14 protein-coding genes, 4 tRNA genes and 1 other annotated feature are annotated in these 17776 nt (G+C 44.7%); of the genes, 5 read left to right on the top strand and 13 right to left on the bottom strand.

The features are described from left to right. Positions 1-102: 102 nt before the first annotated feature. The 9 genes from NL646_RS12790 to uvrY form a co-directional block, all read right to left on the bottom strand. A complete protein-coding gene (locus NL646_RS12790) occupies positions 103-1356 on the bottom strand; it encodes a carboxynorspermidine synthase (RefSeq protein ID WP_253664303.1) in 1254 nt (417 codons plus the stop codon). A gap of 18 nt (positions 1357-1374) precedes the next feature. After that, complete coding sequence (locus tag NL646_RS12785) at positions 1375-4251, bottom strand: pyridoxal phosphate-dependent class III aminotransferase (protein WP_140082479.1); 2877 nt, start codon at positions 4249-4251, stop codon at positions 1375-1377. Positions 4252-4987: 736 nt separating this feature from the next. Further along, positions 4988-5063: transfer RNA gene (locus NL646_RS12780), tRNA-Gly, on the bottom strand. A gap of 10 nt (positions 5064-5073) precedes the next feature. Further along, positions 5074-5160, bottom strand: a tRNA-Leu gene (locus NL646_RS12775). Positions 5161-5236: 76 nt separating this feature from the next. After that, a tRNA-Gly gene (locus tag NL646_RS12770) sits at positions 5237-5312 on the bottom strand. A 37-nt stretch (positions 5313-5349) separates the two neighbouring features. After that, positions 5350-5423: transfer RNA gene (locus NL646_RS12765), tRNA-Cys, on the bottom strand. Positions 5424-5813: 390 nt separating this feature from the next. Continuing rightward, positions 5814-6371, bottom strand: a complete 558-nt coding sequence (gene pgsA, locus NL646_RS12760) for a CDP-diacylglycerol--glycerol-3-phosphate 3-phosphatidyltransferase (protein WP_005494716.1) — start codon at positions 6369-6371, stop codon at positions 5814-5816. 46 nt (positions 6372-6417) lie between these two features. After that, positions 6418-8250 (bottom strand): excinuclease ABC subunit UvrC, encoded by a 1833-nt coding sequence (uvrC, locus tag NL646_RS12755; protein WP_005494715.1) that lies wholly within the window; start codon positions 8248-8250, stop codon positions 6418-6420. 1 nt (position 8251) lies between these two features. Next, the gene (gene uvrY / locus NL646_RS12750; protein WP_005386783.1) at positions 8252-8896 is read right to left on the bottom strand and encodes a UvrY/SirA/GacA family response regulator transcription factor; all 645 of its coding nucleotides are present in this window, start codon (positions 8894-8896) and stop codon (positions 8252-8254) included. A gap of 499 nt (positions 8897-9395) precedes the next feature. Here uvrY and NL646_RS12745 point away from each other — a divergent pair, with 499 nt between their 5' ends. Further along, on the top strand, positions 9396-11759 hold the full coding sequence (locus NL646_RS12745) for a DNA polymerase II (protein WP_140252630.1): 2364 nt from the start codon (positions 9396-9398) through the stop codon (positions 11757-11759). Here NL646_RS12745 and NL646_RS12740 read toward each other — a convergent pair. After that, the gene (locus tag NL646_RS12740) at positions 11756-12523 is read right to left on the bottom strand and encodes a nucleotidyltransferase domain-containing protein (protein ID WP_005465078.1); all 768 of its coding nucleotides are present in this window, start codon (positions 12521-12523) and stop codon (positions 11756-11758) included. The genes NL646_RS12745 and NL646_RS12740 overlap by 4 nt on opposite strands. A 186-nt stretch (positions 12524-12709) precedes the next feature. Here NL646_RS12740 and yeiP point away from each other — a divergent pair, with 186 nt between their 5' ends. Both yeiP and NL646_RS12730 read left to right on the top strand, forming a co-directional pair. Beyond that, positions 12710-13276, top strand: a complete 567-nt coding sequence (yeiP, locus tag NL646_RS12735) for an elongation factor P-like protein YeiP (protein ID WP_005465079.1) — start codon at positions 12710-12712, stop codon at positions 13274-13276. 2 nt (positions 13277-13278) lie between these two features. Further along, positions 13279-13599 (top strand): HI1450 family dsDNA-mimic protein, encoded by a 321-nt coding sequence (locus NL646_RS12730; protein ID WP_005465080.1) that lies wholly within the window; start codon positions 13279-13281, stop codon positions 13597-13599. Between the two features lie 150 nt (positions 13600-13749). On the opposite strand, the gene rluB is transcribed toward NL646_RS12730, so the two are convergent. Next, entirely contained in the window at positions 13750-14688 is a 939-nt protein-coding gene (gene rluB, locus NL646_RS12725) for a 23S rRNA pseudouridine(2605) synthase RluB (protein WP_005465081.1), read from the bottom strand. A gap of 344 nt (positions 14689-15032) precedes the next feature. On the opposite strand from rluB, the gene NL646_RS12720 reads away from it, so the two are divergent. Continuing rightward, positions 15033-15743 carry a calcium-binding protein gene (locus NL646_RS12720; protein ID WP_015296975.1) on the top strand — a complete coding sequence of 237 codons (711 nt, stop codon included), beginning with the start codon at positions 15033-15035 and terminating at the stop codon, positions 15741-15743. An 89-nt stretch (positions 15744-15832) separates the two neighbouring features. Here the strand turns inward: NL646_RS12720 and NL646_RS12715 are convergent, their stop codons facing one another. Further along, the gene (locus NL646_RS12715; protein ID WP_005465083.1) at positions 15833-16453 is read right to left on the bottom strand and encodes an L-threonylcarbamoyladenylate synthase; all 621 of its coding nucleotides are present in this window, start codon (positions 16451-16453) and stop codon (positions 15833-15835) included. Positions 16454-16562: 109 nt separating this feature from the next. After that, complete coding sequence (locus tag NL646_RS12710) at positions 16563-17420, bottom strand: PHP domain-containing protein (RefSeq protein ID WP_005465084.1); 858 nt, start codon at positions 17418-17420, stop codon at positions 16563-16565. A 95-nt stretch (positions 17421-17515) separates the two neighbouring features. Here NL646_RS12710 and NL646_RS12705 point away from each other — a divergent pair, with 95 nt between their 5' ends. Next, the gene (locus tag NL646_RS12705; protein ID WP_005465085.1) at positions 17516-17641 is read left to right on the top strand and encodes a trp operon leader peptide; all 126 of its coding nucleotides are present in this window, start codon (positions 17516-17518) and stop codon (positions 17639-17641) included. Beyond that, positions 17588-17691: a sequence feature (Trp leader region), on the top strand. (Overlaps the previous gene by 54 nt.) Positions 17692-17776 lie beyond the last annotated feature (85 nt).

The raw sequence follows: 17776 nt of genomic DNA, 5'->3' as shown, positions 1-17776 counted from the left end.
AGTCCCCTCGCCTAAACGAGGGTTCGATAAAATCGAACAAAGCCGACGCATTCGCATCGGCTTAGATTTAGGTTAATTCCAGGTTGCTACGAGCTTAGCTACTTATTTTTTAAGCTCGTGGATAACTGGTAACTCTTGAGCTGGTTCCAACTCCTGAACATGCCAGTCCAAGCCGATAGAAGGCATTGTTTCCAGGAACGGATCCGGATCTAGCTGTTCCATGTTGAACACACCTTTATCCGCCCACTTACCACGGAAGAACTGAAGTGCTGCTGTGATCGCCGGTACACCTGTAGTGTATGAGATTGCTTGGTGCTCTACATCTTCGTATGCAACTTCGTGGTCTGCATTATTGTAGATGAACACACTGCGCTCTTTACCGTCTTTCTTACCTTGTACCCATGTACCGATACAAGTCAGGCCTGTATAACCAGGCGCCAGAGAAGTTGGATCTGGTAGCAACGCTTTTAGCACGTGTAGTGGCTGAACAACTGTGCCATCGTGCAGTGTTAACGGGTCTGGGCTCAGTAGACCGATATCACGCATTACATTGAAGTAATTCAGGTAACGATCACCAAAGCCCATCCAGAACTCAATGCGTTTAGCTGGGATGAACTCTTTCATTGAACGAACTTCATCGTGCGCCATTGAGTACACTTTGTGCGTACCACAGTTAGGGAAATCAAACTCAAGCATACGAGAGTGGCAAGGTACTTGTTTCCACTCACCATTTTCCCAGTAGAAAGAATCGCCCTGGATCTCTAGCATGTTGGTTTCCGGGTCAAAGTTTGTCGCAAACTTCTTACCGTGGTCACCAGCGTTCACATCCATTACGTCGATAGTGTCAATTTCATCGAACAGATGCTTCACTGCGTACGCTGCGAATACAGATACTACGCCTGGATCGAAACCTGCGCCTAGGATACCTGTGATGCCCGCTTCTGCGAACTTCTCGCGGTAGCCCCACTGCCAGTCATAAGCTTGTGGTACCTGCTGACCTTCAGAACACAAGTCAACCGCTACTGATGTATCTAAGTAAGAAACTTTAGCTTGGTAACACGCTTCCATGATTGGCATGTTTACCCATGGAGGACCCGCGTTGATAACTAGGTCTGGTTTCACTTCTTCAATCAAAGCAACAAGAGAATCTACGTCGTCAGCATTTACTGCACGAGCTTCTAGTTTCTTAGTTGAATCTTTCAGATTGTTTTTCTTCTGAATCGATTCGATGATTTTCTCACACTTACCTACGGTACGTGATGCGATTGTGATATCACCCAGAACGTCGTTGTTTTGTGCTGCTTTGTGTGCAACTACCCAGCCAACGCCGCCTGCACCAATCTGTAGAATTGCCATAGTTTTCCGTTACCTTTGTTAAACTAGCTCAACTGCTAGCATATTGATTTTAGAGAGCAAAGATTCAAAGTCCGCAGTCGTTAGACACGGGTTCAAAATCGTAAATTTAAGCGCGGTTTTACCGTCGACAATGGTTTCACCCAATACCGCGATACCGCGAGTCAACGCTTCTAAACGTAGCGCTTTGTTCAGTTCATCAAGATCTGCTGTTTCGTGTGTTGCACGGAACAATACCGTCGACAGTGAAGGCTCAGCTAGTAGTTCAAATTGATCGTTTGTACGGATCATGTCAGCCACTTCAAGCGTTTGAGCGAGTAGATGATCGTACATGTCACCCAGTGCCTTCGGACCCACGTTTTGCATGGTCATAAAGACTTTCAATGCATCGAAACGTTTGGTTGTCGCGATAGATTTATCGACCAAGTTTGGTAGCTCATCGTGCTCACGATTCAAGTAATCTGCGTGATGAAGCAAGAACTTAAAGTTCGACTTGTCGTTCACCAAAAGTGCGCCACAGCTGATTGTTTGGTAGAACAATTTGTGGAAATCGACACTGATAGAGTGAGCGCGCTCAACGCCTTTCAGGCGAGACTTATGACTGCTAAGGATCAGCGCACCACCGTAAGCACCATCCACATGCATCCACATGTCGTGCTTGACTGCCATGTCGGCGATGAAGTCTAGGTCATCAATTGCACCGTGATCCGTCGTACCCGCAGTACCAACAATCGCAAATGGAATTAGCCCTTCAGCTTTCGCTTGCGCAATCACTTCATCTAGCTTCGTGATATCCATGGTGCCATCAGCGTTTGCATCCACAGTCATCACCGCTTTCTCACCAAGCCCCATCCAAGATGCAGACTTTTGAACTGTGAAGTGTGATTTCTTAGAACATACGATGCGAAGTTTGTCAGCGTAGTCAGGCAGACCTAACTTCTGGATTGAATGACCACTGAGCTTATCTGCGATCCAATCACGTGCCAGCATCAAACCCATTTGGTTACTTTGCGTGCCACCGCTCGTGAAAATACCATCGGCTTTTTCGCTTAGGTCGTACTTGTCGCACAGCCAGTTGACCACTTTTTGCTCAACGTAAGTTGCAGAAGATGCTTGGTCCCATGAATCCATTGATTGGTTCAGTGCTGCAATCATCGCCTCTGCTGCAACAGCCGGCATTAAAGGAGGCGTATGCAAATGCGCGATACAATCAGGGTGTTGAGTGAAGATAGCGTTCTTTGCCACCAGCTCTGCCACATCATCGATTACGGATTTAAGTGGCGCATTTTTGTTGTCTAGGTCAACCGCGTTGATCGCATCTTCTAACGCTTTAGGATCCATACCTGAGTATGGTGCGTTAACTTGTTCAAACACTGACTTCATTGCAGAAGTTGTGTGACTCATTACTGATGCAAACTCAGCACTGCCTAGTTCACCGGTATGGATGAAGTGCTTTTTCCACTCTTCTTGTGGTGCAGCTTCAACGTGGCTACCGCCTGCGGCGATGATCGCTTCTTCAAGCACACGTAATGCGAAGTCAATCTGTTCGAATGAAATGATAAGTGGTGGAAGGAAGCGAATAACAGAACCTTCGCGGCCGCCTTTCTCAACCATCAAACCACGCTCAAGCGCAGCACGTTGAATCGCTAGGGTCAACTGACCGTCCGCAAGAGGTTCACCAAACTTGTTAAGCTCGCCGTTAGGATTCTTGATTTCAACGCCTAGCATCAAGCCTTTGCCACGAACTTCAGCAATACAGTTAACACGTTTTTGGATGCTTTCGAGACCAAAACGTAGGTATTGGCCCGCAACGTTCGCATGCTCAACAAGGTTGTCACGTTGGATAATTTCAAGCGCTTTAGCACCTGAAACCATTGCAAGTTGGTTACCACGGAATGTGCCCGTGTGCTCGCCTGGCTTCCACGTATCGTGTTGCTTATTGATCACAAGCAGTGACATTGGCAAGCCGCCGCCAATCGCTTTAGAAAGACACAATACATCAGGCACGATACCCGCTTCTTCGAAAGCGAAGTTGTAACCAGATTTACCCACACCACACTGAATTTCATCAAAAATCAGTAGGATACCGTGTTCATCACAAATACGACGTAGTTCGCGCAACCAGAATGCTGGAGCAGGAATTACACCGCCCTCACCTTGAACTGGCTCTACGATGATCGCAGCAGGCTTCATGATACCCGCTTCATCATCGTTCAACAAACGCTCGATATAACGAATGCTTGCTTTCGCACCTTCGTCACCGCCAAGGCCAAATGGACAGCGTAGGTTGTATGGGAAAGGCATAAAGTGCACATCTGACATTAAGCCAGTACGACGCGCTTTTGTTCCTAAATTACCCATCATGCCCATCGTACCGTTTGTCATACCGTGGTATGCCCCACGGAAAGCAAACATGGTATTACGACCTGTCGTTTGTTTCGCTAGCTTGATCGCAGCTTCAACCGCATCAGCACCCGATGGTCCACAGAACTGAATAACACAGTTATCGCCCAGCTCTTGAGGAAGAAAAGACTTAACAGACTTAATAAAGTGAGTTTTAGCAGAAGTGGCAATATCAAGAGTTTGATAAGGCAAGCCAGAGTCTAACTGCTCCTTTAACGCTTGGTTAATTTCAGGATGGTTGTAACCCAACGCTAAAGTACCAGCACCAGCTAGACAATCTAGGAAGACTTGACCACGCGTATCTTCTACCAAACAGCCATATGCTTGCTTTATCGCAATCGGTAGACGACGTGGATAAGAACGAACCTCAGATTCATGCTCCGCCTGTTCTAATAGAACTTGATCCGGCGTTAAGTCATACGTTCCCTCAACAAAAGGAACCTGAGAAGAAAAAATGTTTGCGATAGTGTTATCGACTTCAAAGGCAGTGCTCATACTACTTAATCCCTTGAATTGTAATAATTCTCGAACCTGTATTTATTTTCGTTTGAATTTAATTACAGGAGATATAGGTAAACCTCCGCATTTGTCGCTATGTAAAAGACAAATACAGATAGTCAGTCACAACATCGGTGACTTTTATTTGTGCTGGGAATTAATCAAGGTTCCGTAATGCAACCGTTTTGTAAAACAGGACATTTCGGCAGTATGAAGCTGATTAGTGTGTGTTTATTCAAAGGTTTCAATGTTGGGTTTCCCATTAACATGCTGCATTTACAGCATTAGTATCCCGTCTATCGACAAATGGCTTTACCGATACCTACCCTACGTAGTGTCACAATCAGCTTGAATGGTCACTACGCGTATCCCCCAGAGAACTAGCGTCATAAATTACGCTCCGAGATTGCGCGCGAATTTATCACAAAATAAAATCTTCTGGCAACGACTTTTCACAATTCATAAGTTGACAGCGATCACAACAAAACCATTCTTATTCTGATCTCAATAACTTACCTGATAGAGGTGAATTTATCTTGTTCTGTCGATATGCATCTAACAAAGTCATAAATAAAACTGGTTGAATAGTATGGATGTGCATTTAAAAGAACGGGTTTCCCAGATAGCTTAGAATTTGCATTTATTTGTTTGGCGAGAGTCGGACTTACTTTTTGAAGTTGTTGAGAAACAACAAATACGAAAAAGCCCAGCTAAAAAGCTGGGCTTATCAATCTGGAGCGACACACGAGGTTCGAACTCGTGACCTCAACCTTGGCAAGGTTGCGCTCTACCAACTGAGCTAGTGTCGCAGATTTAAGATGGTGCCCCGGGCCGGACTTGAACCGGCACAACGCGAACGTCGAGGGATTTTAAATCCCTTGTGTCTACCAATTCCACCACCAGGGCACACAAATATTCTTTGTGATGCCTTTACAGAAAAGTAAAACACCATCTGATACCGCATAACGCCATATCTATAATTTGGAGCGACACACGAGGTTCGAACTCGTGACCTCAACCTTGGCAAGGTTGCGCTCTACCAACTGAGCTAGTGTCGCATTTATTCTCGAAAGCAATTCACTCTCAAAAGAATAATGGAGGCGCCTCCCGGAGTCGAACCGAGGTCCACGGATTTGCAATCCGCTGCATAGCCACTCTGCCAAGGCGCCTCATTTGTGAAGTAAGCATCGCTTTTTTCACCACCCTTTCAAGCCGTGCTCTCTTGGGTACGGGATGCATTCTACGGATTCGAGCGATCGAGTCAACACTATTTTTATTTTTTTAAATCGTTTGACCAGATTTTGTGCGAAAGACTGTGGATTGATTAGTTTTAACACGAAAACATGACCAATTACACTTGTTTATCTTGAGTTTATGGCTACTCAGCACCCGCTGCTAGGGTAGGTTCTCGCCATTTCAAGTAGAGATAATTGGACAATTACAAATCTAACAAACACCGACTGAACAAAAAACAAGATTAAGATCACATTTCTATTTTTAGAAAGTCATTCGAAATGCACAAAAAAAGCAGGCATAGCGACCTGCTTTCTTAATCTCGTTTAGTGATGTTCTTCGTTCAGCAAATCATCTTTTGCTGCTGCAAGATACTGAACCATCGACCAATATGTTAGGAATGTAGCGACGTACAGAGCGGCAAAGCCTAGCCAAACCATCCATTCGTCATAGCGCCAAATCAGAACCCATAATGCAAACATCTGAGAAACTGTTTTTACTTTACCAACCCAGGATACAGCGACACTTGCGCGTTTACCGATTTCAGCCATCCATTCACGCAATGCAGAGATGATAATCTCTCGCGCAATCATGGTTACAGCAGGGATAGTTACCCAAATAGTGTGGTAGTGCTCTGTAATCAAAATCAACGCTGTCGCAACCAGTACTTTATCAGCGACTGGATCGATAAACGCACCAAACCTTGAAGTTTGGCCAAGTTTACGAGCTAGCATGCCATCTAACCAGTCGGTAAAACCTGCAACCCAGAACACCATTGCTGCCGCAAAGGGAGCCCAAGAATAAGGCAGATAGAAGACAACCACGAATACAGGGATTAAGAACAGTCTAAGAAGGGACAGAATGTTCGGGATATTCAAACGCATTTTATTATTCTCTTACACATTGCGTGTTTATGTTGCTGGATTTTCCTTATTGTTTCAATGCTTGGAAAATAATTTCTGCTAAAGAGTGACTAATTCCCGGTACTTTGGCGATTTCTTCAACACTTGCACGCTTAAGTTCCTGCAATCCACCCATGTATTTCAATAAAGCTTGGCGTCGTTTTGGCCCAACACCTTCAATCCCCTCCAACGCGCTTGTACGTCGAGTTTTACCACGTTTCGCTCTGTGACCCGCAATCGCATGATTATGACTCTCATCGCGAATATGTTGAATCAAGTGTAGCGCTGGAGCGTCACTAGGTAAGTTGAACTCTTCGCCATCAACCGTAATTAAGGTTTCAAGGCCAGGTTTACGTGTTACACCTTTGGCAATACCAATCATGATTGGTCGCTTAGGCCAATCTCCCCAATACTGGGCGATGATTTCATGCGCACGATTTAACTGACCTTTACCACCATCAATAAAGATGATGTCAGGGATTTTTTCTACGTCCAACTGCTTTGAGTAGCGCCGCTCTAACGCCTGCCCCATCGCTGCATAATCATCACCACCCGTGATTCCAGTAATGTTATAGCGTCGGTATTCTTGCTTTACCGGACCTTCGTTGTTGAAGACCACACATGATGCGATAGTGCTCTCGCCCATCGTATGGGAAATATCAAAACACTCCATCCTCATAATAGACTCCATTCCCAGCGTCTCGCGAAGTGCTTTGAAACGTTGGTTGATCGTCATCTTATGGTTGATTTTTGTCGTGATGGCAGTAAGTGCATTGGTATTAGACAGCTTAAGATATCTCCCTCTCGCACCAGTCGGAGAAGTATGGAAATGAACCTTACGCCCTGCGACTTCACTCAGTGCTTTTTGAATGGGTTCGAGATCGTCGGCCAACTCTTGGTTCAGTATTATTCGAGATGGGATTGTTCGCGCCTCATTGTGGCTCAGGTAGTACTGAGTCAAAAAGCTATCGAATACCTCTTGTTGGCTCGTGTTTTGAGGAATCTTAGGGAAATGACTGCGACTGCCTAACACTTTACCCTGACGAATCATCAATATGTGGATGCAAGCAATGCCGTTCTCTTGCGCAAAACCCAGAACATCCATATCATCCATGCTGTCTTCCGATACATATTGCTGTTCTTGGACTCGTCTTATCGCTTGTATCTGATCACGAAACTTTGCCGCGTCTTCAAACCGAAGTTGCTGACTTGCAACCTCCATTTTCTCTATCAACTGCTTCAGTACTTGCTGATCTTTACCTTGCAGAAATAGACGGACGAAACCCACCAGCTCTGCATACTCTTCATCTGAGATAATCGAGCTCACACACGGGCCAGCGCAACGACCAATTTGATACATCAAGCAAGGGCGCGTTCGATTGGAGTAAACCGTATCTTCACACTGTCTAACAGGAAATATTTTTTGCAGCAAGTGCAGCGTTTCTCGTACCGCCCCAGAGTCAGGGTAAGGACCAAAATACTCGCCTTTGCGCTTCTTGGCCCCACGATGCATCGACAATCTCGGATGTTTATGACCGCTAATGAATATATAAGGGTACGATTTATCATCACGCAGAAGCACGTTGTATTTCGGTAAATACTGCTTGATGTAATTGTGTTCAAGAATCAGCGCTTCTGTCTCGGTATGCGTCACCGTGACATCTATTTTGGCAATATTGCTCACCAAAGCGCGTGTTTTTTCACTGTCGACTTTTTTGCGAAAGTAACTAGAAAGGCGTTTTTGAAGATCTTTGGCTTTACCGACGTAAATAACAACAGCATCGGCGTTGTACATGCGGTACACGCCGGGCTGATGAGTTACTGTCTTGAGAAAGGAAGCCGAATCGAAAGGAGGATTCACACTAAAGGGTCTCGGTGTCCAGCATTCCGTGGCGAATCGCTAAGTGTGTTAACTCGACGTCACCATTAATGTCCAGCTTGCTAAACAGTCGATAGCGGTAGCTGTTGACTGTCTTTGGACTTAAGTTAAGTTGCTCAGAAATATCCGTTACTTTCTGACCTTTCGTGATCATAAGCATGATTTGCAGTTCACGTTCGGACAAATCTTTAAATGGGTTTTCAGAGGCTGGTGAGAACTGGCTCAATGCCATTTGCTGCGCTATCTCTGGAGAGATGTAACGCTGCCCACTATTGACCACACGAATTGCATTTACCATTTCATCCGGCCCTGCACCTTTGGTTAAATAACCAGAAGCACCAGCCTGCATCACTTTGGTTGGAAACGGATTTTCCGTATGAACGGTTAGTACGATGATTTTCACATCTGGATTCACGCGAAGAATTTTCTTGGTGGCTTCCAAGCCGCCAATCCCAGGCATGTTCATGTCCATTAAAACGACGTCAGCATGATTACTGCGACACCATTTAACTGCATCTTCACCGCTGTCAGCTTCTCCTGCTACGTTCATTCCACGGACGTCTTCAATAATACGTCGTATCCCTGTGCGAACCAGCTCGTGATCATCTACAAGGAAAACATTAATCAAACTTGTATCTCCACACTTTTTATTGGCTCTGCACCCACATAACTTTACTAAATGTGGATATCAGTATGACTGCCTATATACTAACGTATTTGGCAAAAAATTGCTTTCTATGAATATGTGCTGAAACGCAAACTTTAGCAAGAACTTATTCATAAACCACTCTATTATTTCAGAGCGTGATGTGCAGAGCCGAAATCTAGGAAAAACTAATTAACAACATTACCCCCAACAAATCAAGTATCTATATCCATATAACCTCGATATATGAGAATCACTTAACTTGCAAACGAGAAAACAACTGGCAGATCTGGTGGTTTAATATACAGAAATCGTTAACTAGAAATCCTTTTTTAAGCCATTTGTAATTGCTAAAAACCTCCGATTAAACAAGCCAGAAGTAACTATGCTGAAGTATCTAATTCCATTTTCTATTACTGGTTATTTTTACAGTCCATAATGTTAGAATGGCGACTTGAAAAATTTATAAGGTTTCTCTCTTTTGAACATCCAACAAGGTTTCCTACTTACTCGCCAAGCACGAGACATCAAAGGCCAAACTCAGATAGAGTTGTGGCTCGCGACAGAAGCAGGTCCGACTCAACTATTGATCAATGGTGAGAAACCCGTGTTCTTCATCGCTCAAGAACACATTGAACAAACCCAAAACCTGGCGTTATCGAAAAGTATTCAAGTTGAAATTCGAACTCTTGAACTGAAAACGTTCGAGCATACCCCTCTCGCAGCTTGCTATACGAAAGTAACCAAAGAAGCACTCGTATTACAAGATCTGCTCTCACAGCAAGATATCGTGACTTACGAAGGCGATATACGACTCGCTGACCGCTATCTAATGGAGCGCTTTATTAAAGGGAGTGTGGAGTTTACAGGTCATCAGCAATCGCGAAATGGCTTTCATCGTATCCAGAATGCAAAGTGTCGAAGTGGTGACTATGAGCCTAAGTTGCATGTCGTTTCGCTAGACTTGGAGTGTTCAGAAAAAGGCATTCTTTACTCCATCGGTTTGGATAGCCCTCATGACTCTCGAGTCATTATGATTGGAGAACCAGAACCAGCTGAAACAAATATTCAATGGGTTCAAAATGAAAAAGCACTACTCGAAGCATTGATTGCTTGGTTTAAGTCGTTCGATCCTGATGTTATTGTTGGTTGGAACGTTATCGACTTCGATTTTCGTCTCCTTCATAAACGTGCGGAATGGCACAACATGAAGTTGATGTTGGGTCGCGCCGATCAGCCAAGCTTCTTTCGTAGCTCATCCCAAAGCCAACAGGGGTTTATCTCAATTCCCGGACGTGTAGTACTCGATGGCATCGATACACTAAAAACCGCGACTTATCACTTTCGGTCTTGGTCATTAGAATCGGTTTCACAAGAATTACTCGGTGAAGGCAAAGAGATCCATAACGTGCATGACCGTATGGACGAAATCAATCGCATGTATCGCTCCGATAAGCCTTCACTTGCCAAATACAACCTGCAAGACTGCGTGCTGGTAAACAAAATCTTCGAACACACTCATCTCCTCGCGTTTGCTATTGAACGGTCGAGGTTGACGGGGGTTGAGTTGGATCGCGTCGGAGGCTCAGTCGCGGCGTTCACCAATCTTTATTTGCCACAAATTCATCGAGCAGGTTACGTCGCACCCAATTTGCACCCTGAAAACTGGATTGCGAGTCCCGGCGGTTACGTAATGGACTCAATCCCTAACCTTTATGACTCAGTTTTAGTGCTGGATTTTAAGAGTCTATATCCCTCTATTATTCGCTCTTTCTTGATCGACCCTATGGGTTTGGTCGAGGGTTTATTACTGGACATTGGTAAGGATGACGATCAAGCCGTGCCTGGTTTTCGTGGTGGTCAGTTTCATCGTTCGAAACACTTTTTGCCAGAGATGATCGAAAAGCTTTGGGCGGCACGAGATGTTGCGAAGAAAAACAACGAGAAAGCCTTTTCTCAAGCCATAAAAATCATCATGAACTCGTTTTATGGCGTATTGGGCTCATCGGGATGTCGTTTCTTTGATACTCGATTAGCTTCCAGTATTACCATGCGTGGGCATGAAATCATGAAGCAAACTAAAGTGCTGATTGAAAACAAAGGCTATCAAGTAATTTATGGAGACACAGACTCAACATTTGTCTCTTTGAATGGTTCATACAGCCAAGCGGAAGCGGATGAAGTCGGCAATCACTTGGTTGAATATATAAACTCTTGGTGGCAAGAGCATCTTCGCGCTGAGTACAACCTCACTTCAATGCTTGAAATTGAATATGAAACTCACTACCGCAAGTTTCTGATGCCAACTATTCGTGGCTCGGAAACGGGCTCGAAAAAACGTTATGCGGGTTTAATTGGTGAGGGAGAACAAGAGCGGATTGTATTCAAAGGGCTAGAAAGTGCGCGTACCGACTGGACGCCATTAGCGCAAAAATTCCAAAACACGCTCTATCGAATGGTATTTCACGGCGAAGACCCGAGTGACTATGTGCGTGAAGTAGTAGAAAAAACCAATAATGGGGAGTTTGATGACCAATTGGTTTATCAAAAGCGACTACGCCGAAAGCTGCATGAGTACCAAAAAAACATCCCACCTCAAGTGCGTGCAGCACGTTTGGCCGACGACATTAATGCCAAGCTTGGCCGACCTTTACAGTATCAAAATCGTGGGCGCATAGAGTATTTGATTACCCTAAATGGCCCTGAGCCTCATGAATACCGTAACAGTCCTATCGACTACCAGCACTACATCGACAAACAGCTAAAGCCTGTTGCAGATGCGATTCTGCCATTTATCGGCACAGACTTTGAAACCCTCTCAGCACCACAGATGGGACTGTTCTAACCAATACGAAACTCAGTCTTTTGATACTGCTTCACGAGCCAGCCACCGAAAGCATCAATTAGGCCAATGACCGAACGCTTGGGAATTGGCCTTCCAGATAACAATATGCAGAGGCGGTCAATCTCCAGTTTTTTCTCGGGATGATATTGCAAAAACACTTCACCACATTCTATTGGATCATCAAACCAGCGCTTATCGCGATACATCACCAAAGAGTAAGAAGCTCTTAATAACTTTTTAGCGATGACTACCTGCGCACGAACTTGCTCCTCAAGGCTTGTCGCCTGAACAATCTTAGCTCGATACACCGCTAGCCATTCTTCAACATCCATATTCCAGTGCTTGGCAATTTCCCAACTCGGCACATAATCGCCAAAACAATCAGCCAAGTCATCGCCATGCACACAAACACAGCAGTGCTTGAGCATAAAGCCCCAAGTAAAAATGCTATCAAGATTGGCAACTTCGCTAACAAGTGCCGTTCTTATCGCCACTCCCTTGACTTGCGGGTGATTTTGCTGAGCTCGCCACTTTATAGTATTGAGCAACGTCGCTCGGTTGTTCTCAAACGTCGACTTTGTCACCACAACTAAATCTAGGTTAGACTTTCCTGCTACTGCCGTTTTTCGCGCAACACTTCCGTACACATAAACGCTGTGAAGATTTTGCCCTAGACCGCCTTTTAGGCACATCAACACTTCTTTGATTAAAGGAGCAAACTCTGGTTGAAAAGGTTGTTTAGGATCGATAACTGGAAGAGACATGGATTAAAAAGCGCGCTCAAAGTTTGTCAGTAAGATTCGCTTATGATCCCCTAGCCCCAATTCGGAATCAAGCCTAATCAAACGTTTAATCTTGATTCAACAATCACGATGAATTTTGGTGCCACACAACAAACTTAGCGCTATAATCAGCGAGTTTTGCTTAATAAGTATGAATAGGAATATACAATGCCAAAGGCAAGTGAAATCAAAAAGGGCTTCGCAATCGAGTCTAATGGTAAAACTCTTCTAGTTAAAGACATCGAAGTAACGACTCCTGGCGGTCGTGGCGGCGCTAAAATCTACAAAATGCGTTGTACAGATCTAACAACTGGCGCACGCGTAGACGAGCGTTACAAGTCTGATGACGTTGTAGAAACAGTTGAGATGAACAAACGAGCAGTTGTGTACTCATACGCTGACGGCGATGAGCATATCTTTATGGATAACGAAGACTACTCACAGTACACATTCAAACACAATGAAGTTGAAGACGACATGTTGTTCATCAACGAAGACACGCAAGGTATTCACATTATCCTTGTGGACGGTTCTGCTGTAGGTCTTGAACTGCCTTCTTCTGTTGAACTAGTCATCGAAGAAACTGACCCTTCAATCAAAGGCGCTTCAGCTTCTGCTCGTACTAAACCTGCGCGTTTTGCTTCAGGTCTAGTGGTTCAAGTTCCAGAATACATCGCAACTGGTGACCGTGTAGTTATCAACACTGCTGAACGTAAATACATGAGCCGAGCATAAGCATGTCTGATTTGATTTCTTACGACGACGTTATCGACGCAGCGTACGACATCTTCCTTGAAATGGCTCCAGACAATCTAGAGCCAGCTGATGTCATTCTGTTTACTGCTCAATTTGAAGATCGCGGTGCCGCAGAACTTGTTGAAACTGGTGAAGACTGGGTTGAACATGTGGGCTTTGAGGTCGACAAAGAAGTGTATGCAGAAGTTAGAATCGGCCTAGTAAACGAAGAAAATGACGTACTTGATGACGTATTCGCTCGTATGCTAATCAGCCGAGACCCAGAACATAAGTTCTGCCATATGCTTTGGAAGCGCGACTAACGCTCCTTCTCTTACGAATAAAAACACCAGCCTAGTGCTGGTGTTTTTTTATCTTCAAACATCACCGAAGATAGAAAACTGGCCTTTTTGCGTATAAGAAAAAGGCCTGCCAATTGGCAAGCCTTTCTGATTTTCGTTTTTCGCTCTCGATTAACGATGCTTGTTGCGTGCACCTTGTTCGCCAGCATTTTTCTTTGGCTTACGACGAGCAGGATTGTTGCTGCGACCTTTAGACGTGCTTACACGTTCTTCATGGCGCTTAACCGCGCGGCGGATTTTTTGGCTGCGAGCACGTTCACGCTTACGTGACGTATTATCCTTGCTCAAATCTAGCATGGTTTCTTTCTCTGGGCGAAGTTCTACAAGCTCACGCAGGTAGTTTACTTCTTTCAGATCCAGTTCCATCCAACCGCCACGAGGCAGTTTTTTGTCTAGGAAGATATCACCGTAACGAACACGTTTCAGACGGCTAACGGTACACTCTTGAGATTCCCATAGACGACGAACTTCACGGTTACGACCTTCGTTGATCACTACGTAGAAAGTGTGGTTCATACCTTCACCACCTGCGTAGACAACGTCTTCAAAGCGAGCTAAACCGTCTTCCAGTTCAACCCCTTTTACTAGATTACGAACTTTTTGTTCGGTTACTTCACCAAACACACGCACTAGGTATTCACGCTCAACTTGGCGACTTGGGTGCATTAGACGGTTTGCTAATTCACCATCAGTAGTGAAAAGTAGCAGACCAGACGTGTTTGCATCCAAACGACCAACAGAGATCCAACGAGAGCCACGAATTTTTGGCAGACGGTCGAAAACCGTGCGACGGCCTTCTGGGTCATGACGAGTACACAGCTCACCCTCAGGCTTGTAGTACGCAAGTACACGACAGATCACTTCTTCTTGAACCTTTGCAGATACAATGTGACCATCGATACGAACTACACTGCTCTCATCTTCCAGTCTTTCACCAAGTTTAGCGACCACACCGTTCACGCTTACGCGTCCGGATTTAATTAACGATTCGATCTCACGACGAGAACCGTGTCCAGCACGTGCTAATACTTTTTGTAACTTTTCGCTCATTTATCTACCTATGTGTCGTCTTCACAGACGTCGAGACCAGAATTGGCCTTCATTGTGCAAGTTACCCATGTAGATGGGATTTTTTCGGTCGGTCATTATACGCGATTCTTGCATTTAATGTAAGTGAAATCCTGCCAATTCTCCGCCCACAATTTACCGTTCAAGACAAACTCTCGGCCCAACTTTTGTCCTACTAAGTATGAGATATTCCCATGCAGAATCGAACTATTATGGGTCGTTCCTATCCTCTTTCAAACGGTCTCAGCTGATAAAATTGTCAGGGTTATAACAACAATAACCTATTTAGCTTGCTGGCTATGGTAATCAGATAAAAGGAATAAAAAATGTCTAAGACAAATCTTGACCTAAATTGGATTTTTGGCACATCCGGAGATGACGATTTAACAGGAACAAAAGGCTCTGAAACCACCGACATCTTTTTCGGATTTGGCGGTAACGATAAGTTTGTAGGTTACGGCGGCAATGATTATATTTTTGGCGGCTGGGGAGACGACACTCTGCTAGGCGGTCGTGGCAACGATTTTATTTCTGGCGGTTTTGGGAATGACTTCATCTCAGGTGGTCTAGGTAATGATTCATTGTTCGGTGGATGCGGTGATGATGTTATTTTCGACTATTCAGGCAACAACTTCCTCAGTGGGGGCTGGGGTAACGATACGCTTGTGGTCGGCGATGGCGAGTCAGTGTTGAGCGGGGGCTGTGGTGACGACACATTTGTCTTTACCAACCGTCTGGCGATTGGCGTTCCTGATCAACCGGTATCCTCCAATGATATTGAGATAGAAGCCGATGTTCTCGACTTTAATATCTTCCACGACAAACTGGTCTTTGATTTGGGTAAAGATACAGATGGTGATGGCATTCGCGATACTTTCTTAGATTCGGCGGATGATCTGACCCTTAGCTACAACGAATGTGGTTGGGCAGTATTCTCTAACGAAGAATACAACGTAGAAGTCACGCTAAATGGCGTTAATTCAGCTTACATAAACTATGCTGAACACCACGGTATCGACATTTTCGAATTCGCATAAGCCATCTTTACTCGGCGTAAACACTGCTCAAGTATAAATAATGAAAAAGGAGGCTGATAGCCTCCTTTTGTTTATGTTGGTATTTCAACTTATTCGAATGGTGATGGATCGCCAGAACCAATTCGCACCACTTCTGGCTCACCTTCGCTGAAGTCAATCACTGTAGTAGGTTGCTCACCTAAGTAACCACCATTCAGGATCACATCAACTGCATGTTCAAGTTTGTCGCGGATATCTTCCGGATCAGACTCTGTCACATCGCTACCAGGCAGAATCAATGACGTTGACATCAATGGCTCACCCAGTGCTTCGAGAAGATCCAATGCGATTTGGTTATTTGGCACACGAATACCGATAGTCTTACGTTTCGCATTCATCAAGCGACGAGGAACTTCCTTCGTACCTTTGAAGATGAACGTGTAAGGACCAGGAGTGTTGTTTTTCAGTAGTCGAAATGCTCCGTTGTCCACGCGCGCATACAGAGAAATTTCTGACAAATCGCGACACAACAACGTGAAGTTGTGCTTATCATCTAAGCGACGGATCTGACAAATGCGCTCTAGCGCTTGTTTGTTCTCCAATTGGCAACCAAGTGCATACCCTGAATCTGTCGGGTAAACCACGACACCGCCATTACGAATGATTGCTACTGCTTGATTGATCAAGCGAGCCTGTGGGTTTTCTGGATGAACGTAAAAAAACTGGCTCATTGTAATTCCTCATTATCGAGCCTCTCGGCTCTATATTTTTGTGGAGCTTGAATGCCGTCTTGTTGAGCACTATACCCAAGTCATTCTCGCTGAAACTAACGTCTTGACGTTACTTGGATACATCCAACGAAGGATCGATGCCCCAATCTTTCCAAACGGGTTCAACACCTGCAGGTAACCACAGGTTTCTGCCTAATTCCATCCAAGGAGATGGATAGTGAAAATCGCTGCCTTGAGAGGCTAATAGTTTGTATTGTATAGCATAATCAGCCAAGTTGCGTCTTTCTTGTTGTGCTTGCTGCGGTTGAGCAACTTCCATTGCATCTCCGTTAGCCTCAACAAACGCAGCTAGAAGACGCTTAATCCACTTTGCTGTCAACTGATATCTGCCCGGATGCGCCAATACCGCTTTACCACCAGCGGCATGGATAGCATCGACAGCCTCTTTCATTGAACACCAATTTGGCGGTACATAACCCGGGTTATTGCGAGTGAGATACTTTTTGAACACCATTTGCATAGTTTTCGCATAACCATTATCAACTAACCACTTAGCAAAGTGAGCTCGGGTAATCGGCGCGTCACCAGCCAGTTGCTGAACTTCTTCTAACACCCCTTCACGAGTGGCCTTTTGCAGACGAGAAGCGATCAGCTCAGAACGAGCCACACGATGTTGCTTTTGTTGCTCAATCAATGCCGCTAATGCAGGATTTTCAGGATCAATATTCAAACCAACGATATGGATATCTTTATTCTGCCAAACGGTTGATATTTCAATACCGTTAATGATTTTTATCGGCAAGTCGTTCTCTTCAACGTATTGTTTGGCACGCGCTAAACCGTCAACCGTGTCGTGATCTGTAATCGCCAAAACCTCGATATCAAAACCCAGTGCCCTATCCACTAAATCTTTCGGTTCTAATCGACCATCGGACGCCGTGGTGTGACTATGTAAATCAATTCTCATATTTTTGTCGTTTTAATGCTGTTTTGGGGTTGACTTTTTACTCTCGCACTAGTTAACTAGTACGCAAATACAAAGCACGTAATTTAAGGCTCACTATGTTACAAGAATTTAACCAGAACCAAAAAGCGAAAGTTGCTGTTTGTCTTAATAAGACAAACTCAGCAGATCTTGCTTGGTGGCGCACTTGGACAAGTTCTTGGTGGGCTAACGTGTACTTCTAGTTTAGAAAAACAAACGTCATAAAGCCCGCTACTCAAGCGGGCTTTTTATTTTGTCGCCCAACTCACATTCAACTGCCTAAACATTAATCGGATCTGACCAACTCTTGATTGGGAGAACGTTTGCTTTATGCGACT

Origin of the sequence: Vibrio sp. Y20_XG_PY13 (assembly GCF_024181925.1) — a bacterium.
In the GTDB taxonomy this organism is placed as follows: Bacteria; Pseudomonadota; Gammaproteobacteria; order Enterobacterales; family Vibrionaceae; genus Vibrio; species Vibrio parahaemolyticus.
This window is presented reverse-complemented; position numbering and strand designations above follow the sequence as displayed.